19 protein-coding genes, 1 tRNA gene and 1 pseudogene are annotated in these 23,995 nt (G+C 36.9%); 5 read left to right on the forward strand and 16 right to left on the reverse strand.

From position 1 onward, the window contains the following. Window positions 1–795: 795 nt before the first annotated feature. The 3 genes from LUA91_RS12150 to LUA91_RS12160 form a co-directional block, all read right to left on the reverse strand. Window positions 796–4,098 carry an AAA family ATPase gene (locus LUA91_RS12150; RefSeq protein WP_231426322.1) on the reverse strand — a complete coding sequence of 1,101 codons (3,303 nt, stop codon included), beginning with the start codon at window positions 4,096–4,098 and terminating at the stop codon, window positions 796–798. 459 nt (window positions 4,099–4,557) lie between these two features. Further along, entirely contained in the window at window positions 4,558–5,154 is a 597-nt protein-coding gene (locus LUA91_RS12155; RefSeq protein WP_231426323.1) for a hypothetical protein, read from the reverse strand. Between the two features lie 59 nt (window positions 5,155–5,213). After that, window positions 5,214–6,077 carry a HEPN domain-containing protein gene (locus tag LUA91_RS12160; RefSeq protein ID WP_231426324.1) on the reverse strand — a complete coding sequence of 288 codons (864 nt, stop codon included), beginning with the start codon at window positions 6,075–6,077 and terminating at the stop codon, window positions 5,214–5,216. A 356-nt stretch (window positions 6,078–6,433) separates the two neighbouring features. Between LUA91_RS12160 and LUA91_RS20775 the strand changes: the two genes are divergently transcribed. Then, window positions 6,434–6,667, forward strand: coding sequence for a helix-turn-helix domain-containing protein (locus LUA91_RS20775; RefSeq protein ID WP_370633632.1), 234 nt, complete (start codon window positions 6,434–6,436; stop codon window positions 6,665–6,667). A 286-nt stretch (window positions 6,668–6,953) separates the two neighbouring features. Further along, window positions 6,954–8,237, forward strand: coding sequence for a hypothetical protein (locus tag LUA91_RS12165; protein WP_231426325.1), 1,284 nt, complete (start codon window positions 6,954–6,956; stop codon window positions 8,235–8,237). Between the two features lie 114 nt (window positions 8,238–8,351). On the opposite strand, the gene LUA91_RS12170 is transcribed toward LUA91_RS12165, so the two are convergent. The 8 genes and pseudogenes from LUA91_RS12170 to LUA91_RS12205 all read right to left on the reverse strand — a co-directional run bounded on the left by LUA91_RS12170 (window position 8,352) and on the right by LUA91_RS12205 (window position 13,533). Continuing rightward, window positions 8,352–8,990, reverse strand: a complete 639-nt coding sequence (locus LUA91_RS12170; RefSeq protein ID WP_231426326.1) for a nucleotidyl transferase AbiEii/AbiGii toxin family protein — start codon at window positions 8,988–8,990, stop codon at window positions 8,352–8,354. Window positions 8,991–9,001: 11 nt separating this feature from the next. Next, window positions 9,002–9,469 carry a hypothetical protein gene (locus LUA91_RS12175; RefSeq protein ID WP_231426327.1) on the reverse strand — a complete coding sequence of 156 codons (468 nt, stop codon included), beginning with the start codon at window positions 9,467–9,469 and terminating at the stop codon, window positions 9,002–9,004. Window positions 9,470–9,573: 104 nt separating this feature from the next. Further along, a pseudogene (locus LUA91_RS12180) lies at window positions 9,574–9,795 on the reverse strand (tyrosine-type recombinase/integrase); the annotation flags it as partial. 128 nt (window positions 9,796–9,923) lie between these two features. Then, the gene (locus LUA91_RS12185; RefSeq protein ID WP_231426328.1) at window positions 9,924–10,121 is read right to left on the reverse strand and encodes a hypothetical protein; all 198 of its coding nucleotides are present in this window, start codon (window positions 10,119–10,121) and stop codon (window positions 9,924–9,926) included. A gap of 543 nt (window positions 10,122–10,664) precedes the next feature. Continuing rightward, window positions 10,665–11,678 (reverse strand): site-specific integrase, encoded by a 1,014-nt coding sequence (locus tag LUA91_RS12190; RefSeq protein WP_231426329.1) that lies wholly within the window; start codon window positions 11,676–11,678, stop codon window positions 10,665–10,667. A 246-nt stretch (window positions 11,679–11,924) separates the two neighbouring features. Beyond that, window positions 11,925–11,997, reverse strand: a tRNA-Lys gene (locus tag LUA91_RS12195). Window positions 11,998–12,161: 164 nt separating this feature from the next. Further along, on the reverse strand, window positions 12,162–12,860 hold the full coding sequence (locus tag LUA91_RS12200; protein ID WP_231426330.1) for an NUDIX domain-containing protein: 699 nt from the start codon (window positions 12,858–12,860) through the stop codon (window positions 12,162–12,164). A 1-nt stretch (window position 12,861) separates the two neighbouring features. Further along, a complete protein-coding gene (locus LUA91_RS12205) occupies window positions 12,862–13,533 on the reverse strand; it encodes an HAD family phosphatase (RefSeq protein ID WP_231426331.1) in 672 nt (223 codons plus the stop codon). A 132-nt stretch (window positions 13,534–13,665) separates the two neighbouring features. On the opposite strand from LUA91_RS12205, the gene LUA91_RS12210 reads away from it, so the two are divergent. After that, window positions 13,666–14,817, forward strand: a complete 1,152-nt coding sequence (locus LUA91_RS12210; protein WP_231426332.1) for an aldose epimerase family protein — start codon at window positions 13,666–13,668, stop codon at window positions 14,815–14,817. Between the two features lie 378 nt (window positions 14,818–15,195). On the opposite strand, the gene LUA91_RS12215 is transcribed toward LUA91_RS12210, so the two are convergent. The 5 genes from LUA91_RS12215 to LUA91_RS12235 form a co-directional block, all read right to left on the reverse strand. Then, window positions 15,196–16,365: an alpha-hydroxy acid oxidase gene (locus LUA91_RS12215; RefSeq protein ID WP_231426333.1), complete on the reverse strand. Its 1,170-nt coding sequence runs from the start codon at window positions 16,363–16,365 to the stop codon at window positions 15,196–15,198. A gap of 129 nt (window positions 16,366–16,494) precedes the next feature. Next, window positions 16,495–17,316, reverse strand: coding sequence for an amidohydrolase (locus LUA91_RS12220; RefSeq protein ID WP_231426334.1), 822 nt, complete (start codon window positions 17,314–17,316; stop codon window positions 16,495–16,497). A 9-nt stretch (window positions 17,317–17,325) separates the two neighbouring features. After that, on the reverse strand, window positions 17,326–17,655 hold the full coding sequence (locus LUA91_RS12225; RefSeq protein ID WP_231426335.1) for an L-rhamnose mutarotase: 330 nt from the start codon (window positions 17,653–17,655) through the stop codon (window positions 17,326–17,328). Between the two features lies 1 nt (window position 17,656). After that, the gene (locus LUA91_RS12230) at window positions 17,657–18,511 is read right to left on the reverse strand and encodes a fumarylacetoacetate hydrolase family protein (RefSeq protein ID WP_231426336.1); all 855 of its coding nucleotides are present in this window, start codon (window positions 18,509–18,511) and stop codon (window positions 17,657–17,659) included. A 26-nt stretch (window positions 18,512–18,537) separates the two neighbouring features. Next, a complete protein-coding gene (locus tag LUA91_RS12235) occupies window positions 18,538–19,302 on the reverse strand; it encodes an SDR family NAD(P)-dependent oxidoreductase (protein ID WP_231426337.1) in 765 nt (254 codons plus the stop codon). A gap of 341 nt (window positions 19,303–19,643) precedes the next feature. Between LUA91_RS12235 and LUA91_RS12240 the strand changes: the two genes are divergently transcribed. Next, complete coding sequence (locus tag LUA91_RS12240) at window positions 19,644–22,388, forward strand: hypothetical protein (protein ID WP_231426338.1); 2,745 nt, start codon at window positions 19,644–19,646, stop codon at window positions 22,386–22,388. Continuing rightward, complete coding sequence (locus tag LUA91_RS12245; protein ID WP_231426339.1) at window positions 22,388–23,941, forward strand: glycosyl hydrolase family 65 protein; 1,554 nt, start codon at window positions 22,388–22,390, stop codon at window positions 23,939–23,941. Before LUA91_RS12240 ends, LUA91_RS12245 begins: the two co-directional genes overlap by 1 nt. Window positions 23,942–23,995 lie beyond the last annotated feature (54 nt).

The following is a 23,995-nucleotide window of genomic DNA, read 5'->3' on the forward strand; positions in this document are numbered from 1 at the left end:
TAAAGCTAATAACGGAAGGCTGGCCCAATGACCAGCGAAATAAAACCTTTTTTTGGCCCAGTGACGAATGAAATAGGTGGCCCGCTATGCAGCGAAATGAGTGGCCCAGTGACTTGCGTTATAGACACTCAATTGTTTAAGAAACACTTGGATTGCCTGCTACCAAGTTATCAGATTATCCATTTATCAAAAATAATTATATAGCTTGATATTAATTTAGCTAGCTTTAAAATTTTTAGGTCAGCTGATAGTTATCCGGTGATCGAGGTATCGCTATAGGTTAATAGCTCTATAGCTTCTGATCTGCCAATGAAAGATGCTTTGTCGATAGTTTGTTTTTTCATTGGCAAGATGTCTTTTTGTCCGACATTAATTCCTGCGGAATGATGTCCAACAAAAAGAATCTTGCCTTACCGCTTCTTATCGTTCGTGCCTCCGATGAAGCCGTAAGGGGCTGAGAAAACTCGCAACTCGTTTTCTTTTTTAGGATTTAAGCGAAATCCAAATAGAATTCTCCCTGATTTAACTTAACATCTAACGAGATACCTCAAGAAAACCATTAAGATAGATATTAAATGATAACTTAAGTATGGCGATAAGTAAAACAGGAGTTTATTATTTGTTCTTTATGGTCTAATTTATTTTGTTGGCTAACTATAATTCCTCAATGCATTAACGCGATTCGGCTTGCAAATTAATCAAATCGCCAACAAGCCCGAGCCTAAAAAGAAAATGTAGACTAAACCTGATCATCTTGCCTGATATAGAAATGTCTAAGTAAAATTTTGCTTTGCTTTAGCCCAAACTTTCAATCTCCTTACTTAGCATTTCAAACCATATTTCTCCATCATTACGGTTTATCCCGCACGGCGTATAACTTACATAACCGGGATAACGAAGGCTGATATTATATTTATCATCCTCCAAGGCTGTAGGGGGAGCTATAAACTCACCTTTATTAGATTGTAGCGGGTGGAGCCTGCAGGCTTTTGGCTTATAGGTCCATGCGTTTTCGGTAGTCTCCATAGATAGTCTCTGTAATGAACATGCTCCGTCTTGATATGCAAAAACGCATCTGGTTTTTTCAAAGTGCTCCGGAAAATCCGGACTTGAGTATTGATGACTACGTACAGCAGTTTTCTTTCCGCTATCAGGACTCCAAGTACCCTGAACGATAAAGTCAGTTGGTAAATGCTGAAAATACATTGGGTTATCCATTACAAGACGGGTAATGTCATCAGCCTCTTGTTCATGGAGATATACCCCGTCATAACAGCATCTGGCTTCACAGGTAAGGTAATCACACTCAACTAACCGTGTCGCACCATCATCTTTTAACTCTGAAGAATAGCTGTTCAACCAGCGAATCAAAAACTCCTTTTGGATTTCACTGATTTTGAACAGGCCATTTAAAATGACGGTTATTGTGCCTGCAATTATATTTCTGTCTACCTTAATTCCTTCACACTTTCCCAAAATAATCATGAAATCCTGGACGTGATAATCTGACACCAAATCGGAATTTATGCATCCTGCATAATAGAAGAGTTTCCCCACCGGTAGCTGTGGCTCGTAATTTAACTGTAACTTGTTGAATGGCTCTTGATTAGCGATGCAATTAACACACCAGACAGCAAATGCAAGTTCTGACAGATAATGGTATTGAGCATTTTTACATTCTTGAATCAGCTCCTTGAATTCAGAAGCACTGAATCTCATTCCGGCTTTGAGGTTGTTTAGACAAGAATATATTTTGCCGTAAAGATAATCCCAGTCATGATTGATTTTCTTAGCGAGCGCCAATCCCCGGTCGTATAATTCGGCAGCCTCCTCATATTTTCCTAAAGTACTTAATACATTGGCATAACAAATTAATGTAATATCTTCTACATGGGGCAGATCATAATCTTTATTGATTTCAATTATTGATTTGAACTCTTCTATTGCACGTCCGTAATATCCAATCGCCCAAAGAGCATCAGCATGGTTAACCTTTGAGAGCAGTAGTGATTGGATATCACCGGTTTTTTCATAGGTCGAAATACAGGATTCCGCATGTTGCAGCAATTGTTTGTTTTTATCCAGATCATGAAGTACCAGGCAGGCGGAATGGTTAAATTCGACATTAAGTCTAAGATTTTCCTGTATTGTTTTACGATATGTCTGCTGAAGATTTTCAAGCTCAATCAACGCAGGATAAATGTTTCCGTTAGCCCAAAGCGATTTCACTAATCCGTTGAGAGCATGAATTTTAGTGTTATCATCGTAGGCTTTCCTTAGTGCAGAACGCATATATTCGATGCTTTTTTCCGCTTGGGAACGCCTGAGCAGAAAATTTGAGTATTTTAAATCAAATTTATAGGAATTAGCCGCAGAACTATTTTTCCATTTATCTAAAGTTTGCCTTTCTGCATCATTATTTCCCATGTGATAATATGCCTCAGAAATTATTGAGTATAGACTGCTTAACTGTTTATCATTTAATTTATTTCCTAGCAAATCCTCAGCAATTTCAATTGCTTTATTGGCATCGCCAATCAATAATCTTTTCTTGCTTATCCGGATAAGGTTTTCTATCCTGGTGAATAATACCTCTTCATCCTGAATACCGCAGGAATCGCAAAGGGTGGTAAATGATTCCATGATTCTGGATTTTTCGTTGTCACTTAACAAATCCCAATCCGCCGTATTGATAAAATTATTTAATTTTCTAACGATTACCTTTTTAAAATCATTTATTGAGGGATGTTTATTGATCATTGTAGAACATGCCTCAAAAAACACAGCTCGTTTGAATTCACCTGAAAACTTAAACGCCGTATTTTCACGGGAATCAATTATTCCAAACCGCTCTTCTGCGTCGTAAAGGTTTTTAAAATAGTTCTCAGATAAACCATGCTCTTCCAGTAAATCACTGATGAGTTGAAAGTCAAAGTTGATCCCTTGGACAGCGCTCCATGCCAAGTGATTGCGCACATCATTGGGGTAAGATAGTAACCGTGACTTCGCCATTTCAACAGTTTTTGCCGGCATCTTTTTCAATTCAGATAATGAAACTAAAAGTTCCCCCGACAAGGACAGCCAACCAATAGACTGGGTAATCTCGTCTACAAAATCATTTAGTAGATCAATGTCACCCTTTGATCTGTTTACCAGTACCTTGATAGCTTCATGTTGAACGTTTGGCAGTCTCTCTCTGACGATGTCGAACAGATTGTCTGCTGCCAGATTAACCAGAGGAACGGTTGTTAGTCTATTCGTTAGAATATCCGTTTGCCAACTCTTAAAATCCTGAAGAATTTTAAATTCCTGCGCTTCCCGGTTAAATACATGCTCGGGCCAGTGGGATAGCAGAAAAATAATATTCCAACTGCGCTTCTCAGCTTGCTGAAATAAAGCTTTTAGAATCTCTAACGTATAGGCATCCACCCAGTGGAAATCCTCCAGATAAATGATGATTTTGAAAGATTTATTTTTATTGAATATTTCAGTAAATACATTTACCGTGGATTCAATTAAACTGTTGCTTTCTATTGCATAAAACTCATTTTGAGATTTCGTTGAATCTGAAGTAAGCCTGTCGGTAATTTCATTGATTAATTCCAGGACATCAGCAGAATTTGTTGCAGAATCCTTTATTATGTTTATCAGTTCGATAATCCCGCCACTTCCGGGCAAGGAAAAATTGAGAATTACACCGATAGCCGATTTTGTTATCTTTTTGTTGAACTCTTTGTTCCTGATCATCTTGAGAATCTCGGGAAGATGGTAAGAGAATTGATGCCTGATTCTGTCAAAAGAGAAGTCATATTTACTACCCTTTGCTTCATTGGAACGACTGGATAATATTAGCCATTCAAGCAAGTTTTGACTTTCAGCATGCGGTGTGAGAAGCTCGATTTCCTTAGTACCTGTTGTAATATTTGAGGGAAGCCAATATTGTGAGTCTTTTGCCAGATTATTATAAAATTCCTGAACCAACCTTGTTTTTCCGGTGCCGCTTAAACCTGTCAGAGAAATAATCTGAGGTCCGTTAAGGCGGCGATAAATATCGTTTAAGATTTCTAATTCTCTTTCTCTTTTATAGAATTTACTCATGGGAGGATTTAAATTACAACCCCACAATTTAGCTGAAAATCTTAAATATTAGAGCAAAAAATCATTTTGATAGTATTCTATATTTTTTATGTTTAATCAGCTAAACGGGACATTCTGCAAATAACCTTTAGATTAACTGAGGATATCAGGTTTAAAAACGATTAAGTTATCTATTGGAATCATACTAAAGATTAGATCCATCTGCCAAATCAAATTGAACTGATCAAACTTGATATGCTGAAAAAACTCAGACACCAGATTTAATAATATTCTCTTGAATCGCAACGTACATTTTGTCAAACTAAAGAAGAAAAATTGGCCAACCCGCATTGGCGGCCTGTAACCTCTCCGTGAAAAACGTCGAGGTTTACGCTTGCCGTTACGGAAAAAAGTCAGTCGAGGTCAAAGAGAATTTGGGGAACGGGAATTGGCTGTTGCCTTTGACTTCATTGTTCCTGATTAATCTGAGTTACTTTTATTTTGACAACGTTGGTTTATGAGCCAGGCCGCCTCGATCAATCCAACCAAGGATTCATACACTCCGATTACGTCTGCCTTTGATAGATTTTCCTCCATAAATGAGGGATGAAGCGCATCCGACAGCCATGTTTTTAGAATCCGTTTATAACTGTCAAGGTCCCGCTTGAAAAAAGTTTTTGATATAACTTTATGAGGCTTAATTATATGGTTACTTGAAAGGGATTTTGGGTAATGCTCCAGTCTTTTGGATTCCCTTTTCATAATCCACCTCACTAAATCATCAGAGCTTTCTTCCGGAATTCTTAGCTTGCCAATTTTTTTTCCTTTTAGTAACCATGCGGCCTCCAGCAATCTTAATATAAGGTCACAATCATACAATAAATTCGAAGGTATGAATTGCCTGTACTTTTCATTTTCATAAGTCACTGCATTCCTCCATTTTTTTAAGGTTTTCAATTGTCCCGGTAGCCAATCAGATTGATAAAAAGCTTCAAAAATTATTAATGGATTTTCCTGTTCTTCTTTGTCCAAAAAGATTATCCGGTTTTCAAATGAGTTAGTCTTGTAAGTTTTCATATGTAAACTATTAAATAGTGACGCTTAGATCAAGAGATTTTAATTTTCTATCAGGCAAATTACTTTTCAAGTAATGGCTGATCTTCCTGCTTTAATGCCGAGATTTTTTCATTGCACATTAAAGAAACCATTTCAAGAAATAATTCTGCTTTATGAAGCAGGTCTTCGGCATCAATCTTCGAAACACAGAAATCGTCTTTATATCTTGCGCAGGAATAGCTTTTTGACAATACATCAAATAGACGATCATTATCTGTTGTACCTAAAAATAAATTGTAAGGTTGATCGGAAAAGCAGGAACAAAGCATTATTAATCTTTTAAGATTATGGAATTCCGATCGATAAGCTATGCAAACCCTTATCAACACAATTAAAGACTGCTCAATCACCTGATGCAACATGAAGGTGCATATCCCGTAATTTTGTTTTTGAAAGCACTCTTTGGCGCCTATAAGAAATCCCTCGGCGAGAGGAATCCGATGACCGAAATGTCTAAGCGCCTTTTCAGCACTATTTGCCTGTACAAACGGACTAACAGATGAATAAAATAATCCGTCAAAGCTATACAACAGATCCCCCTCGTTAAATATCGATTTAAAAAACCTGCTGTTAGCATCTATCGCTTCCCAGACTGACCGGTTACCGTGACAGATTACCGTGATTAAGCCTTGTTTGAAATTTATATTAACATAATCCTGAACCTCATAGTCAATTCGAGTTGCTGTTTCAGTAATCAGGAGTAAGCAATAATCACCATGAAATGAATGTGATTCTCCTGCGAAGCACCCTTTTATTTCAGTGAAGTATAACTTTCTGGAAAAGCAAAAGATCTGGAGAGGCTGAAATTTTTCCGAGAGTTTGCTGATAAATTGGCCGAAATAAGCTTCATGTTCAGCCTCGATAACGGGAGTTTGTAGTTTCATATTGATCTTATTTAGCAAAAGTTAAATAAGCCTCTATGATTGAGAACCCGGGATATAGGGTTGGTAACTCACTCAATCAAATGTAACCAGGCTCTGACAAAGCCAACTTTCATTGCTGAAAGATTCCCACAAATGATATAAGCGAGCACCAGCCCTATAGCAAATATAGGGTTTTGGTTGCTCAACTTACTCTCGCGGGAATAAACTGTCAGATTTAGTTGCGAGGCATTCAAGCAATTCTTTAAAATTTTATTTTAGAATTGCGCTATTCATAATTCATAATCTAATTTAGCAAATTTAATTAATAATAGCAAATTTGCTATTAATATTTATGTTAAATTGGTGTCTATTTGTTTGTGAAGTATTTAAAAGATGAAAAGTTTATCATACAGTTTGGTAAAAAGCTAAAAAAGCTTCGTGAAAACCAACGCATTTCGCAAGAACAATTGGCCTTGTTGTCAGGGGTTTCTCAAAGTCAAATTGCAAGAACCGAGCTCGGACTAATAAATACCAGTATCAGCCATGTTTCCGTCTACGCAAAATCTTTAAAAGTGAGTCCCATGATATTTTTTGATTTCTCTGATTTATAATTTGTCAGAAATCGAAATACTCCCGATAGACCGTTTAATTATATCTACTTTTCAACGACATCTAATTGGTTTGGTTGTCGTGACAACAATGTGTTTATTTACGCTAAACTTCTTCCTTTAAATCTGATTTCCATCGTATTTTCGAAAATAGTATGCCTTTGTAATTATTTTAAGATCAATAATTTAACTTTTTCATACCTTGCAGTTAAAGCTTCTCTATTTTTAAAAATAGTTATTGGAATTGAGGAGCGTTAAATATCTTTTGATTCTTCAATTTTACGCCCTAATGAACTCAGTAAACTTTTCCCAGAACGATAAATTAAAATTTAAGCAAACAGCTATTTTAATTTTTTTTCTTATCCTAATTTTCCTTTGCAACAATACTGTGTTTGGACAAAAAAACAAAATAGAGTATTGGGAGGAAAATGATAGATTTAAAGTAGATGAAGATTCCTTGAAAAAATACAGAAATGCCGATATACTCATACTGAAAGCTAATTTGGAGGCGTATAATGTTCATGAGGAAAGAGTTCAAATCAGAAAGGGAGATACTTTACAATGTCATGTTATATTTAGAGGAAATCTTGGCGGGCATAATGGACTCTGGATTGGTCTGGAACATATTCTTGATGAGAAATCTCCACTTGTTTTCACGCCCTTTCTTCCCGAAAATGTTGCAATGATTCCTGAAAATGAGATTGTTTACAGTGCTCAGTACAAAAAGATTCGTTTTTATGAAATCCTTAACAGCTTTTCGATAGTACCAGTCATTCTCATTTTATTTCTGTTTAACAGAATCAGAACTCAAAGAATAAAAAAGGATGTAGCATTAGTAAACGCTGCGACAAATCAAACTGATGTGGAATTCTTAAAGCTAAAGACATACGTTCGAAAATGGCTGGAGTATTTTGCTGTAGGGAGTCGATGGGAAGCAGATCCCGGCTTTTCTCATAAATTTAAATGGAGAACAATCTATCATTTCAAATTAAGATTTAACCATAATCTTTATCTTACCATTATTAACCGATCTACAGTAGACCTTCAAGATATTGAAATTGGGTACAGCGTATTAAAAGGTAACTCAATCATAGAAACGAAAGAATTGTCCCGGCAATGTTTAGTTCCTGAACTCGATGCTAATTTTCAAATCTTCCGAGAACGAGGTGAGCGAATTATCATAAATAATCTCTCCTACAGGAAAGAGAATTCAAAGTATTCCTTTCCGATTGAGGTAAAAATGAGATACAACAGTTTGAGAACTGAAAATATTCTGCTAGGTATGATTGCAATGAGCTGCTTCTTCTATGGTTTTAGCTTAATGTCTATCAACATTTATGATACGCACTGGGCTGTCATCGGGACATATACCCTGCTTAGCTTTATCGTAATGATGTATTGCGGACGACGAATTCATTACAGCTTATTAATGATCGCAGCTATGATCGTCAGCATGATGTATACACTCCCGGTTCTGACAGCGATATTGCCTGCTTTTTTTCTAGGATTGCTTTGGCTCAGAAGGATAGATTTCGGAGATTTTCTTGTTGCTAACAAAACAAATAGAAATTAGCATTTTACACCTAATTAACTTCATTCTTTCGGTTGTTTTCTGCATGTTAATTTGTTAACGACTCTTAGCTAATTGTCTGCCAATGCTTAAAGTTTGAACCCGATTATCGCCGGTTCATCTTTTAAGATTGTTTTTGAGACTATTTTTCGTATCGTGTAATTTAATATTCAGTTTGTTAATTTCGTGCAAATCTCGATATTCACGTACAGCATTTGTAATGGCTTGCATTACGTTTTGCCATTTAAGTTTTGTGTCAATCAATTTTACAGGAACGGTAAAGTCGATATCGTTATAGTACATTAAGGAAGAAATAGCGGAGCCGGGATTGACATTGGGGTATTTTTGACTATAATAATTGATAATTTCATCCAATGTCATTCCCTTTAAAAGGTGATGTATATCGATAAAATCCTTGATCCGCTGTCCGCTATTTACAATTGCATTGATTTTCATGGCAGATATATCCTGGTTGGACATTATCCTTATTCCTTCAATGGTTTCTATTGGCCTGATAGATGGATACTTATGCGAGATCAAATCAAAATCAACTTCGCCAATGCTACCACTTACATAATTGCCTTTGTGGCGTTTTACATCTGCACCATAGCAATTCTTTAAGTGTACGGCGAGTACATTACCATCAAAGTCCGAAGAGCTGAAAAGGTCGATATCTATGGATTCCCTGTGGCCAATCCTTAAAGATAGTGCGGTACCTCCAACAAGATAAAAGGAGTTGAGCTGATTGTCTTTCATCAGCTCTAGGATTAGATCCAGTGTCCCTGGTTTAACTGTTTCTTTGTATAACATCTGAGTTCTTCTTTGCTCAACTGAAAATATTCGCAAACGGCTTCCATCGTCATATCGGTAAGGTAGGTGATGTCATTTTTAAGGGCATTTACTACATTTTCCCTCCCGTAAAATCTGATCATCTCTTCCCGGTCACTAATGTTGCCTCTATCAAGCACCCGCTCTATAATGGTTTTGTAACTCCTGTTCCAGTCCAGTTTTTCGAAATCAAAGTCCCAAAACAGTACCTTTGGAAGGTCTGGTCTTCTGACCTTTTGTATCAGTGGCTGTCTTTCAATTTTGATTTCATCGTTTTCGAACGGAATCTTCTTTTTTGAAAGATAGTTGTTCAATGTATGATAGTTATAGGCTGGGTAGCTGTCGCAAAATCCTTTCAGACTTGAAAACACATCGATATCTGTACCGGCAAATCTTTTCCAATGCACAACGATTACTCTTTTGTTCAATTCCTTTAACATCATACAAATCTAACTAAAACAGGAGTTAATGCCTAATATTTTTAAATGTTTGTCAGTGGATGGATATTTTTCTAATTATATTTATCGCTCAGGTGTGCCATGTCTCTACTAACCTTGATGTCCAAGACTTTTGCATATATTTGAGTAGTCCTGATGTTCGTGTGCCCAAGCATCTTCGATACGCTTTCCATTGGCACTCCGTTAAGAAGGGTGATAGTCGTAGCGAATGTGTACCTTGCAATATGTGAGCTTAAAGGCTTATTAATCTCGCAAACTGCAGCGATTTCTTTAAGTGGGCTAGGCCACCAGCGCTTTGCCACCTTGCAGTGGTAAGTCTCTGCTAACCCGCCCCCGAACCGTACGTACATGTCTCCATGTATACGGCTCTCCATTGTCAACATAACCTTACTTATCATAGTTTTTATGGATCAATGCTCATTCTGTCGACGGTTCTGCCGTCGGCGCCCGGCGTCATATTGCCTTGATTGGCATATTTACGCTGATAGGCAATAAAGAACATTTCCTCGTTAAACAGAATTCGGTAGAGCCTTTCGTATCGGTAAGCCGAAACTTTGCTATGTTCGCATAAAGCGTTTAATACTTGCACTGGATCTCTCATACGTCTCTCACGTTTTCCTTTGTTTGTATTAAGTTGACAACTGCTTCCCTTCGCCATGTACAGGGTGTTACCCAGTTCGGACTACTACGGAAGCTCCGTTTCCATATCGGGTATTCAGTATCTTCATACATAGCCCATTAAAAAAATGAGCATCCCAACTTAGGAAATCCCCGTTTAGTTTCGTAATGACTGTTAGCGCGACAGACTGTCGGATGCGACTTTCGTTCTTTTCTCCGCTTATTGCGGTTGTGCCGTAGCAGCGTTCTAAGCTCTCATTGAGTACCTGACAAATGAGAGAGCTACGGTGTGACAATACAACTGCCTTTCGTCACAGATTCAACATGCCCCACTGAACTATCGTTTAACCAGTATAGGCTTCATCCTTGTGTCTGCCTTTCTCCCCAGCGATGCACTCGCCTTTGGCAATTAAAGCGGCCATGCTGTATACCGACATGCTACACTCCCTATTGGGTTTCCCCTCCAGATAAGTCGGTCGGGAGTAGACCTGGAACCTAGTCTAGTCTCTTGCCAAAGAGACATTCATTACAAAACCTTTACGGGCGCACGATATTCATTCATTTTCTGATTACTTGATACCGGCAATACCCGATCTTTTATGATGCAATGTGGATGATCAATATATTTTTCCAACACTGCGATTGCAGGCGGCAAAAGGGGAACAGCAGATCGTGTGCCTGTTTTGGTTCTGTTTGTATACACCCATTTTTTTCCATCTACACCTGTTTTAATATTGGCAAGGCTCAGCTTTTCAATGTCAGAATAGGCAAGTCCGGTAAAACAGCAGAAGATGAAAACGTCCCGTACCTGAGCAAGCCTATCGGTTAGAAATTTTTTCTCTGAAATTTTTGTTAACTCATCCTCCGTTAAAAACGATCTTTCCACATTCTTACTCTTTAGTTTGTAGCCAAACATTGGATCGCTGTCGATCCATTTTAAGCTCAATGAGATGCGCAGGATTTTGCCAAGGCTTTTCAGATATCTTACTGTCGTGTTGTTCGCGCAGCCGTTTGTCGACCTTAAGAAAAAATCGAAATCCTTTATAAATGCATAATTAACATTTCTGATGTTTATATCTGTTATCTGGTATTTATCATTCATAAAGGCGATTAGATGTCTTTCCAAAACCTGGAAGCGCTTCAAGGTTCCAATGGCATATTCACGTCCAACTAATGCTTTCATTTTTTCGTTATGAATTTTGATGCCTTCAATCAAGGTATGCTTTCGAACTTCCCGCCCGATAAATCGACTCTTAATGCTTTCGGAGGTAATAACTTCGCCGGAATCGAAGAGATCCTTATGAACCTGATAGATCATGGACTGAAGATTGTCCAGATAAGCATTAAAGCTTCTGACATCTTCCTTTTTTCCATCCTGCCTTCCGGATTTGGCATTCCACCTTAAAGGATCACACTCAAGCCCGCTCGTCATTTCCGACCGGTTTCCGCTGACTGTTATTCTCAAATAAACCGGGATATCACCGCCACGATAGTTTTTTTGCTTTTTAAGATAGAAAAGCATGCTGAAATTAGTTTTCATATAAACTGAATTAAGGTTAACAAAATTAGCCCTGCAGTCTGAAAACGACAAGATGTTCAATTTTTGAACCTCTTGTTAAACAAATGGTTACACGTAATCGGTGAGTTCATTTGGTTCCTGATTCACTCACCGAATTACACACTTTTAATGTGAAAGTGGGTGAGTGCTTTGGTTTTTCCGATAAAACAAAAAAGCTTGCAATCATTTGATTTGCAAGCTTTTACGTAGTTTTGGTACTATCTTCTGTGATCCCGCTGGGATTCGAACCCAGGACCACTACATTAAAAGTGTAATGCTCTACCAGCTGAGCTACGGAATCATTTCCTTTTGTTTAAGGAGGTGCAAATATAGAGATAAAAATTAATCGAACAAATAAATTTAAATAATTATTAAACAATTTATTGGAAGGCTAAAAAAATGTGAGCTCAAGTGCTTGATTTTTAATTTTGTAAGCTCTCCTGAGCCATCTAATTTTTTTTAAAATTATTTAATAGCCTTTGGGATGAAATTTAAAAATGATTGAAATTGCGCCTTGTGCTTGTTTTTATCGAGCTTAAAATAGAAAGCGCCTCGTCTAGAATTCGATTTATCTTTCTCGGTTTGTTTAATTAGAAGTCCGCTGGCTGTAATTTTACGAATGAAGTTGCGGTTATCAATAGGCGAATCGTAAACTTGCTCGTAAAGTGCCTGCAATTGCGGAATGGTGAATTTTTTAGGCAGCAGTTCAAATAGAATAGGGTGTAATGCGGCTTGATAACGGATTTTATCCATTGCTGCTTTAACCATATCATCATGGTCAAAAATCAATTCGGGTACTTCTTTTAGTTTAAACCACTCTGCATGGTACTGATCGTTAATTTGCTTGCTGTATTTATTAATATCAATTAGCGCAAAATAAACTACGGAAATGGTTCGTTCAATCGGGTCGCGGTCTGGGCGACCGTAGGAGTGGAGTTGCTCCAGGTAAACATCATGAAGTCCGGTTAGTTCTAAAAGAATTCGTTTTGCTGCACCATCCAAATCTTCAGTTTCTCCGATAAATCCCCCCATTAAACTCCATTGGTCTTTAACAGGTTCAATAGCTCTTTTAATCACCAACAGTTTAAGTTGATCGCCATCATAACCGAAAATAATGCAATCTACTGCTACAAGTACAGGTTTCTGATTTAAATATTTTGCCATTTTAAAAAAGAGAATTTAATTTTTCGTCGTTATAATCGTTAATGTAACCTAAAATATTAGGATAGCCATCAAATTCTTCGATGATGTGAGTGGTGGTCAGTACCACACACTTCATTCCGGCGTTAAAGGCAGATTCAACACCTTTAGGCGCATCCTCAAAAACAAGGCAATCTGCAGGCGCTATGTTTATTGCTTTTGCTGCTTTTAAAAATGTTTCCGGGTTTGGCTTACTAATTTTCACATCGTCGGCGCTAACAATGGCAGCCAAGTAATCTCGAATGTTTAATCCATCTACTACAAAGTCGATATTAAAAGGAATGGCTGCCGAACCAATGGCCATGGCAATGTTACTTGCTTTTGCCCGATCAAGAAATTTGTCTAATCCATCAATTAAAGCCAAATGTGGGAAATAACCTTCCTGGTATCGTTTTTCTTTATCAATTGATAATTTTTCTACCTCATCCGGACTGAATTTATCCTTTCCAAATACCCGCTCCAAAACTTCATGGTTTTTGCCATACATTTCTTTTTTAACGGTTTCGTAAGCTAAATCAGCACCTAAATCCTCATTCATAATAGAATGCCAAGCCATTGTATGATATTCCATATCGTTGATCATGGTTCCATTTAAATCGAATAAAAAAGCTTTAGGTTTGAAAGTCACTTTTTGCATAGGTTGCTAAATTATGTGATTTTTTTTGATGTAAGTAAATCAACTCAATATTAAAAGAAATTAAATTGATAATCGTTATAGCGACGTTAATTTATTTTTTCATACTTTAGCTTTAACCAAAAATAAATCAATATGAAACGAATATTTCTAAAAGGCTTTCCAATTGCTGCAATCTGCGTAGTTGCAACATTATATGCTTGTAACCCTAAAAGTGAAAAATCTGCTGAAACTTCAGTTGAAGCTGACTCTTCAAAATACACCACTACAATTGATGGCAAAAGTGTTAAGCTTTATACACTAAAAAACGAGAAAGGTGCTACAGTTACAATTACCAATTATGGTGGGAGGGTAGTTTCGCTTCTTGTTCCTGATAAAGATGATAAACTTACAGATGTTGTTTTAGGTTATGACAGCATTGGATCGTATCGCAAAAAAGGAGAGCCGTTTTTCGGCGCTTTAATTGGTCGGTATGGCAATAGGATAGGTAAAGGAAAATTCACGCTAGATGGAAAAGCTTATCAATTGCAATTGAATGATGGTGTAAATACCTTGCATGGCGGAACAGATGGTTTCTTTTCAAAAGTTTGTGAGGCAAAACAAATTGACGGACAAAAACTGGAATTGAGTTATGTTTCTAATGATGGAGAAGCTGGTTATCCGGGTAAACTTGATGTAAAAGTGACTTATACATTAACAGATGATAATGCCTTACAAATTGATTATTCGGCAACTACTGATAAAACTACAATAGTTAATTTAACCAATCATGCCTACTTTAATTTAAATGGCGAAGGGAATAAAACCATCCTTGATCATGAATTGACAATTGCTGCAGATTCAATCACTCCGGTTGATTCTACATTAATACCAACAGGGAAATTACAGGCTGTAGCCGGAACATCATTCGATTTTAACAAAACTAAAGCCATTGGTAAAGAAATTGATGCGCAAGAGGAGCAATTGAAGTTTGGTAAAGGTTATGATCATAATTTCGCTCTGAAAATACATGATGGCAAAACAGCTGTAGCCACAGTTAAAAGTTCTTCTACAGGAATTATAATGGAAGTTTTTACCACCGAACCAGGTTTGCAATTTTATAGCGGTAATTTTTTAACAGGCACAGATAAAGATGGTAAAGGCGGAAAATCGTATCCGCATCGTTCTGCGTTCTGTTTGGAAACACAGCATTTTCCTGATGCACCGAATCATGCAAACTTTGCTTCAACGGTTTTAAAGCCAGGAGAAACTTACAAAACCAGTACAACTTACAAGTTTTCGAAATAACCCCCCAGCCCCCTAAAGGGGGAGTTGAAAGGCAAGACGGCTGTTCGAAAATAGATTGAAACTTGTTTAGAAATATAAAAAGCAAGGCTGAATAAGTCTTGCTTTTTGTTTAGGTGACTAAATTACCATTGATATTCTTATTTATCATCTTTGCGAAATCGATTTTTCATCGATTGAAGCAATCTCATTTTTGTAAATATTTAATGGAACGAGATTGCCGCGTCCAGATGAGCGATCGGACCTCACAATGACGAGCGCCTCAAAATGCTTATCATGTTTATTGGAACATGATATCTGCTCCATGCAAATGACCCTCCCGTGGATTTTAAGCTTGTTATCTACTGATTGCCAAACTCTCCTTTACACGATTTATTAGTTTCAAGACTTAATTAACCGATCACTAAATTGAGTCGTTTTTTCAATGGTTAATTGCTGCATAATTTGGTATAAATGCGTTTTGAACATATTAATGGTATGGTCTCCACCTTCATTACCCAAAGCTCCAACGCCGTACATAAATGGTCTTCCCATAAAATTAAATTCAGAACCAACTGCATGCGCTCTTGCTAAATCAACTCCAGAACGAATACCGCCATCCAACATAATTTTTAACTTTCCTTTATATAATGGATTATTGGCTAATTTGATGAGTGAATTAATTGACGATTCGCCGGCGTCGATTTGTCTACCGCCATGATTGGAAACGATTACACCATCGGCACCAATTTGGATAGCTGCCTCCATATCTTCATCAGTGGCAATCCCTTTTAGTACCAGCGGACCTTTCCAAATATCACGAATGGCAGAAACTTTCTCAATATCAACTTTTCCTGTAAAGGTTTTATTCATGAATTGTCCCAATTGCGACATGTCCATCCCTTTTTCCATATAAGGTTTCAGGGTTGCGAATGATGGAATACCATGCTGTAAAGTTTTGATTCCCCACAGCGGACGAGCAAAGGCCTGTAAAATATTATTGATCGACATTTTAGGTGGAATAGATAATCCACTTTTAATTTCTTTATAACGTAAACCAAATGCAGGCACATCTACCAAAACTACTAAAACCGGGCATTCTACTGCTTTAAGGCGATTTAAAATATCATCTCTTAAACTATTTTCTGTAGGATGGTACAATTGAAACCACGCTTTTCCGTCAGATACTTCGGCAATGCGCTCTATGCTGCTGGTTGAAACAGTGCTTAAAGTATAAGGAATATCGGCTTTAGCTGCGGCCCTCGCTAAAATTTCTGGAGCATTTGGCCACATCAAACCCTGCAAACCAATTGGCGATATACCAAATGGGGCACTGTATCGCCGTCCAAATAATTCAACCGACATATCAATATCGCCACCAACACGTAAATAATTTGGTTTTAGGTAGATATTATCGAAGTCGCTTTCATTGCGTGATAAATTAAGTCCCTCATTACAACCACCTTCTAAATAGTCAAAAGCAAACTTAGGAATTCTGGATTTTGCTTTAACTCTTAAGTCGGCAACAGAAGGGTATTGTGAATTATAAGGGAATGTGATCTTTTTACTCATATATATTTGTATTGGTCAGATGCTAATTTTTTAAAAAGCGGAAACTAATATTTTAAATTCTATTTGCCATCCTGTTCTATCTGCTACATTGTCGATTTTTTTAAGCTATAATTGACTATACAGTTCTATTTACAACTTATAAAATGCTTTCGCGTTATCGCCAAAAATCATCTTTCTTTCAGCATCATTAAATTTTTCGGTGTATTTATTTACTAAATTAAACCAAGCTTGGTATGGTCGGCTGATAAGCATTACTGGCCAATCGCTACCATACATCATTCTTTCAGGTCCAAAATTTTCAAAAACAATGTCGAAGCAATTGAAAAGTTCAATCTCTTTCCAGTTTTTCCAATCTGCTTCGGCAAACAAACCCGAAACTTTACAGAGTACATTTGGATTTTGAGCAAGAGTTTTAATATTGTCAGCCCAGATTTTTAGGTCTTGAGATTTGACATCTGGTTTGCCGCAATGATCTAAAACCAAATGTTGATCAGGAATTTGATCGACCATTTTGATGATACTTTCCAATTGGTTATGATAGCAAAGTAAATCGTACGTGTAACCGAAATTATTAAGTTGTTTTACTCCCGAAATAAAATCTTTATCCAGTATAAAATCTGCTGTTTCAGCCTGAAGAACATGTCGCCAGCCTTTAATTTTTTTGAAATTGTTCCAGTAGTTTAATCGTCCTAATAAATTTGGATTTTTAAGATCTATCCATCCTACAATTCCTTTAATCATTTCATTTTGCTCTGCCAGGGTGAGCAGAAATTCGTTATCTTCTTCCGATTGATTGGCTTGAACAGCAACACAGCCAGCAATTTGAAGTTCGTTGTAGCAACGAATTAAATTTTTTGGAGAGAAATCCTTTCGTATGGCATTCATTTCTTCCGAAATCCAATTATCTCTTATCGGATCAAAATTCCAAAAATGTACGTGAGCGTCGATCATAAATAAAGTTTAAAGTTTGAAAATTTGATCCATTAATTTCCATTTTTCGCCAGCTTTGGCACCTGGCAAGGCTTTCTGATAGTTCCACATCAATGTTTCCCATTCCTGCACCTTTGCATTTTCCAAATCAGCTGATGCTTTTTGTTCAAAAGAAAAGGTATCATTTACATCCATCACCATAAAAAGGCGGGTGCCAGAAAGGTAAATTTCCATATCGGTTATTCCAGATGCTGTGATACTTTCCAAAACTTCGGGCCAAACAGATTGATGATACTGCCTATATGCAGCAATAAGTTCTTCGTTATCGATCAAATCGAGCGTAAAGCAGTATCTTTTCATCTTAGATTTCGCTATAAGCTTTAACAGTTTGTTTACTACTTCCTAAACCATCTATTCCAAGTTCAACTACATCACCAGTTTTTAAATACCAAGGTTCAGGTTTTTGACCCAAGCCCACACCAGCAGGTGTTCCAGTGGTAATTACATCACCAGGTAAAAGCGTCATAAACTGACTGATATACGAAATCATAAATGGAACATTAAAAATTAGGTTCGATGTATTTCCATCTTGCAAAGTTTTGCCATTTACAGTTAGCCATAGGCGAAGGTTATGCACATCTTCAATTTCATCTTTTGTAGCAATAAATGGCCCGATAGGAGCGAAAGTGTCGCAGCTTTTACCCTTAACCCATTGTCCATTTCTTTCCAACTGAAACTCACGCTCACTATAATCATTATGCAAAACATAACCTGCAATATGATCTAAAGCATTTTCTTCTGATACATAACTGGCTTTTTTGCCAATTACGATGGCCAACTCTACCTCCCAATCTGTTTTTTTACTGTTTTTAGGAATCACTAAATCATCATTCGGACCCACGATTGCCGAAGTTGCTTTAAAGAATAAAATAGGTTCGGTTGGAATGGCTGCATTTGTTTCAGCTGCATGGTCTTTATAGTTTAAACCTACGCAAATAATTTTCGAAGGACGAGCCAGTGCTGCACCTAAACGAACATTTTGTTCAACTTTTGGTAATTCTGCAGTTTCAATATCCTTTTTCAGTTTCTCTAAACCATCACCACCAAAAAATGCCTCATTGTAATCTTCAACCAATGATGATGCGTCGAAGTATTTTTCATTTATAATAACACCTGGTTTTTCAAATCCCGGCTCGCCAAATCGTATTAATTTCATTGTATTTATTTTGATTATTTTTATTTCTAGTTGTTTAATGTTGTAAAGCCACCATCAATTGGATAGTCGCAACCGGTAATGAAGGAAGCTTCATCACTGCATAAATATAAAGCCAAGGCTCCAATTTCTTCAGGTTTTGCCATTCTGCCAATGGGTTGTGTTTTAGAGAGTTTATCAAACATTTCATCAATATTATCTGGGTAGTTTTTTTGCAAAAACCCATCTACAAAAGGTGTATGCACCCGAGCTGGAGAAATGGAATTACACCTAATATTTTCGCCGATGTAATCTTTTGCAACGCTCATGGTCATGGCTTTTACCGCACCTTTTGCTGTACTGTAAACAAAGCGATCTGGTAAACCAATTAGCGCAGCAATTGATGCCATATTAATAATTACACCGCCTCCAGCTGTCCGTAAATGCGGAATTGCTGCGTATAAACAATTGTAAACACCTTTAACATTTATACGCATTACCCTGTCGAAATCAGATTCTTCTGTTGTATCTGCTTTGCCAATGTGTGCTATTCCAGCGTTGTTAACCAAAATATTAATTGCACCAATTTGATTAAAGATATCATTTACAGATTGATGATCAGATACATCGCAGGCGTAGCTATATGCCTTACCTCCGGCAGTTTCAATTTCAGATAATGCTGTAGCGGCTTGTTCAATACCAAGCTCAATGATATGCACTTCGGCGCCTTGTTTGGCTAAAATAGTTGCAATGGCTTTACCAATTCCACTTCCGCCACCTGTAACTACAGCTCGTTTATTTTGTAATGAAAACATATATTTTTATATGGGTTTAAAGTATAGGTAATTTGGTTAAAATTCTGGTTGAAACTCGTAAAACGTAAATATATGGAATGCTTTAATCTGTTTATATTTATCAACATACAAATAAAGCAGATATTGTTGATTAAATATTTTAGCTTATTACCCAATTATTCTCCGATATTGTCAAAACCCTTTTAGCGGGCTTCAATTGCTATTTACCTTGCAGAAATATTACAGAATCGAAGCGCTATATTACTTATATTTGAATAATTTATTTATATTTAAATAAAATATTTTAACCAAATGTGTCTTAAAGCCTTGTTAACGAGGTTTTGTTATTAGAGCCAAATTGAATGAGAAATTTTCTGATTTTTATTTTCCTATTATTTTCCACAAAAACATTAACAAGTGCCGCCGAAAGGGCACCAAAAACCAAAACGATTTATGTTTCCTCTCAAAGTGGGCAGCGTGTTGGGTTTGGCATAAAGCGTTTAGTTGACGGCTTAATTAAAACTGGTTATGAGGTTAAATTAACAGTTGTTGATTATAAACATAAATTTGTTAAAGGAAAAAATTCCATCGTAGTTGGTACTGCAGATGATAAAATTTTAAAACCACAATTTCCAGTTTCTCTGGTGAAACAGGCTTCAACAGAAGGCAAGGAAGGTTTTTCAATTTCTTACGACCAAGATGGTACACTATATATTATTGGTGCGGATCATTCTGGTACTTTATATGGCTGCCTTGATTTAATCGACAGAATTGATGTAAGTAAACGTTTGCCAGCCAAGCTAGCAGTAACCGATCATCCTGAAATGGTATTGCGTGGTACTTGTATTGGCTTGCAGAAACCTGATTATTTGCCTGGCCATGATGTTTACGAGTATCCATATACGGAAGAATCTTTCCCTTGGTTTTACCATAAAAAATTGTGGATCAAGTATTTGGATATGATGGTGGAAAACCGCTATAATTCTCTTTATCTATGGAATGGTCATCCTTTTTCATCATTATTAAGACTTAAAGAATATCCTTATGCAGTGGAGGTTGATGATGCTACGCTTAAAAAGAATGAGGAAATTTTTCGTTTTCTAACAAAAGAAGCTGATAAACGTGGAATTTGGGTGATTCAGATGTTTTATAATATTATCATTCCAAAACCATTTGCAGATAAACACGGCCTAAAAACCCAGGATCGAAACCGTCCGATTATCCCTTTAATTGCCGATTATACGCAGAAATCAATCGCTGCTTTTGTGGCTAAATACCCAAATGTAGGTTTAATGGTGGCTTTGGGTGAGGCCATGGAAGGTGTTGGACAGGATGATATTGACTGGTTTACCAAAACAATTATTCCCGGAGTGAAAGATGGTTTGAAAGCTGCAGGAATTAAAGAGGAGCCTCCAATTGTTTTACGTGCCCACGATACTGATGCACCAGCCGTAATGAAAGCCGCTTTACCATTTTATAAAAATCTTTACACCGAAAATAAATTTAATGGCGAGGCACTTACCACTTACGGTCCACGTGGTGCCTGGGCTGATTTAAATAGAAAATTGGCCGCTATCGGTACGGTAAATATTTCCAATGTTCATATTCTGGCAAATCTGGAACCTTTCAGATATGGCTCTGCTGATTTTATCCAAAAATCAGTTATCGCAATGAATAAAATATACAATGCCAAAGGTTTGCATTTGTACCCGCAACACAGTTATTGGGATTGGCCTTATGCCGCCGATGATGTGAAGGGAAGAATTTTAGAAGTCGATCGCGATTGGATCTGGTACAAGGAATGGGCTAGATATGCTTGGAAATCCGAAAGAAATCGCTCGCAGGAAATTACTTATTGGGGCAAACAATTGGCAGATAAATACGGGTCGAGCTTGGCCGATGGAAAGTCGATTCTAAATGCCTATGAGGAATCAGGAGAAATTTCGCCTAAGCTTTTGCGCAGGTATGGAATTACAGATGGTAACCGCCAAACACTCACTTTGGGCATGTTAATGACACAATTAATCAATCCCTTCCGATACGGTTTATTCACGTTAATGTACGAATCTGAAGCACCTGAAGGGGAGATGATTATTGAATACGCCGAAAAGGAATGGAAAAAGCAAGGACATATTGGCGAAACCCCGGTTCGGGTAGCAAAAGAAGTGGTTGAACATGGTAAAAAGGCATTGGCCTCTATTGAAACTGTTGAAGCAACAAAAGATGTAGAAGAGTTCAATCGCCTGAAAAACGACATGTATTGTTATGATGAAATGGCCAATTTTTATGCTGAAAAGGTAAAATCAGCCTTGTGGATTTTAAGATTTAAATATTCCAACAACGTTGCAGATTTAGAGCAAGCGCTACCATTTCTACAGAAAAGTGTAGATCATTATGCTAAATTGGTTAAGTTAACTGAAGACAGTTATTTATATGCCAACAGTATGCAAACCAAACAGCGCAAAATTCCGATGAGAGGAGTTGACAAAACTTTTATCCATTGGAAGGAAATGCTTCCTGTGTTTACCAAAGAGTTAAATCATTTCAAAAAAAGTATCGATTCATTGAAATCATTAAACGGAACAGAAGCTGCTAAAGTTATTCCTTATAAAGCGGCTGAAGTAAATGTTTTAAACGAATCTGCGAGTTATATCATTAATAAAAACGTAGATGTTTTTACTGATACATCTGTTCTAATAAAAGAAGTTGCCGAACAATTGATAGGATTAAAAGGCATTAAAATGTCGAAAGAAAAACAGGTTAAAACAGGAACAGAAATAAAATTCACCACAAAAAATCCAGTGAAGTTATTGGTCGGATTTTTCAATCAAAAAAACCCAAAATATTTGGCTCCGCCACAATTGGAAACTGATGCAAGTGCAAATAACTACGGTCAATCGGAAATCAAAATCTCAAATGCATTGGTTTTGAATGGATTTCCGCCGGCAAATGTTCATGCTTATTTATTCCCTGCCGGAACACATACGCTAAATTTAGGAAAAGGCGAATGTTTAATATTGGGATTTATTGATGATAAACAAGAACTGCGTATCTTCAATGCAGGTTTAGATGGTAGAGGAAAAGATATAGATTGGCTATTCGAATAATGAGAAATACAAGAAATTTTATAGCAACAGTTTCATTGTCGATAGCGGCATTAACAGGCTTTGCGCAACAGAAATCAATCATTGGTAACGAAAAATTGAATAAGTATGTTTCTTATTTTAATTCGATTGACGATGAAGCGGTAAAAAATTATATTCCAAATGCTGAAGCTTTTAATTGGCTGGCTGATCAGGCGCCTGTGTTTGAATGCCCCGATTCAGTATTGGAACAAAATTATTATTACCGGTGGTGGACTTTTAGAAAACATCTGGTTAAATCGCCTGAGGGATTTATATTTACCGAATTTATTGAGCCCGTTAAGCATGCAGGTAAATACAACTCCATCAGCTGTGCTTTAGGACACCATATTTACGAAGGGCGATGGCTAAAAGATAACAGCTATCTAAAAGATTATATTAAATTTTGGCTTTATAAGGCTGATGTTGGCCAATCTAAACAACGTTTTCATCAATTTAGCAGTTGGGTAGATGATGCTGTTTATCAGAATTATTTGGTAAAACCTGATCAGGCATTTCTTAAGGAAATTTTGCCTGCTTTGGATGAAGATTACGCTAAATGGGAAACGCAAAGACAACTTAAAAATGGCTTGTTTTGGCAGCACGATGTGAAAGATGGAATGGAAGAATCTGTTAGCGGTTCGAGAAAAGATCAAAATCAACGCCCTACAATTAACAGTTATATGTATGGAAACGCCATCGCTCTAAGCAAAATTGCTGGAATGTTTAATAATCAGGCTTTGGTTTCAAAATATCAATCAAAAGCTGTTGCAATTAAAAAATTGGTTCAAGATAGTCTTTGGAATTCAACAGAAGCGTTTTTCGAAACCAGAAAAGCAAAAGGTGGTTCATCAGATATACGCGAAGCAATTGGTTTTACACCCTGGGATTTTAATTTGCCTGATGATAAAGCCGAATATGCAAAGGCATGGAATCAATTATTGGATACCGCTGGTTTCAAAGCGCCATGGGGATTGACTACCGCAGAGCGAAGAGAGCCAACTTTCAGAACACGAGGTACAGGGCATAGTTGCGAGTGGGATGGAGCACTTTGGCCATTTGCCAGCTCGCAAACATTAAAAGGTCTTTCTAATTTACTAACAAATTATAAAAACCATGGAAAAATGAATGCCAGGGTATTTTATTCAGAATTGCACCAGTATGCTGCATCTCATATTAAAAATGGTAAGCCTTATATTGGCGAATATCAGGATGAAAAAACTGGCGAGTGGCTAAAAGGCGATAACCCAAGAAGTAGTTTTTATAACCACTCTACTTTTAATGATTTAATTATTAATGATCTAATCGGTCTAAAACCTCGGGCAGATAATGTATTGGAGATCTATCCCTTAATTCCGAAAAATCAATGGGATTGGTTCGCTTTAGATAATTTGACTTATCATGATAAAATAATTACCTTAATTTGGGATAAAAACGGTAAAAAATATAACAAAGGAAAGGGTTTTATGGTGTTTGTTGATGGTAAGCAAATTTACCGTAACAATACTTTAAAGCCTGTAAAAATTCCAATGAGTTAATGTTACTTATTATCGCTTTTTGCATAAGAAACAGCTACTGCATTTAGCCTATAT

The organism is Pedobacter sp. Leaf250 (genome assembly GCF_920984735.1).
GTDB lineage: Bacteria > Bacteroidota > Bacteroidia > Sphingobacteriales > Sphingobacteriaceae > Pedobacter.

Coding starts and splice junctions, on each gene's coding strand:
- LUA91_RS12190 (WP_231426329.1), bottom strand. CDS start 11,678: ATGAAAACTAATTTCAGCATGCTTTTCTATCTTAAAAAGCAAAAAAAC.
- LUA91_RS12160 (WP_231426324.1), bottom strand. CDS start 6,077: ATGAAACTACAAACTCCCGTTATCGAGGCTGAACATGAAGCTTATTTC.
- LUA91_RS12220 (WP_231426334.1), bottom strand. CDS start 17,316: ATGATCGACGCTCACGTACATTTTTGGAATTTTGATCCGATAAGAGAT.
- LUA91_RS12150 (WP_231426322.1), bottom strand. CDS start 4,098: ATGAGTAAATTCTATAAAAGAGAAAGAGAATTAGAAATCTTAAACGAT.
- LUA91_RS12200 (WP_231426330.1), bottom strand. CDS start 12,860: ATGGCAAAATATTTAAATCAGAAACCTGTACTTGTAGCAGTAGATTGC.
- LUA91_RS12155 (WP_231426323.1), bottom strand. CDS start 5,154: ATGAAAACTTACAAGACTAACTCATTTGAAAACCGGATAATCTTTTTG.
- LUA91_RS12215 (WP_231426333.1), bottom strand. CDS start 16,365: ATGAGTAAAAAGATCACATTCCCTTATAATTCACAATACCCTTCTGTT.
- LUA91_RS12240 (WP_231426338.1), top strand. CDS start 19,644: ATGAGAAATTTTCTGATTTTTATTTTCCTATTATTTTCCACAAAAACA.
- LUA91_RS12225 (WP_231426335.1), bottom strand. CDS start 17,655: ATGAAAAGATACTGCTTTACGCTCGATTTGATCGATAACGAAGAACTT.
- LUA91_RS12185 (WP_231426328.1), bottom strand. CDS start 10,121: ATGAGAGATCCAGTGCAAGTATTAAACGCTTTATGCGAACATAGCAAA.
- LUA91_RS12245 (WP_231426339.1), top strand. CDS start 22,388: ATGAGAAATACAAGAAATTTTATAGCAACAGTTTCATTGTCGATAGCG.
- LUA91_RS12170 (WP_231426326.1), bottom strand. CDS start 8,990: ATGAAAGACAATCAGCTCAACTCCTTTTATCTTGTTGGAGGTACCGCA.
- LUA91_RS12230 (WP_231426336.1), bottom strand. CDS start 18,511: ATGAAATTAATACGATTTGGCGAGCCGGGATTTGAAAAACCAGGTGTT.
- LUA91_RS12235 (WP_231426337.1), bottom strand. CDS start 19,302: ATGTTTTCATTACAAAATAAACGAGCTGTAGTTACAGGTGGCGGAAGT.
- LUA91_RS12210 (WP_231426332.1), top strand. CDS start 13,666: ATGAAACGAATATTTCTAAAAGGCTTTCCAATTGCTGCAATCTGCGTA.
- LUA91_RS12205 (WP_231426331.1), bottom strand. CDS start 13,533: ATGCAAAAAGTGACTTTCAAACCTAAAGCTTTTTTATTCGATTTAAAT.
- LUA91_RS12165 (WP_231426325.1), top strand. CDS start 6,954: ATGAACTCAGTAAACTTTTCCCAGAACGATAAATTAAAATTTAAGCAA.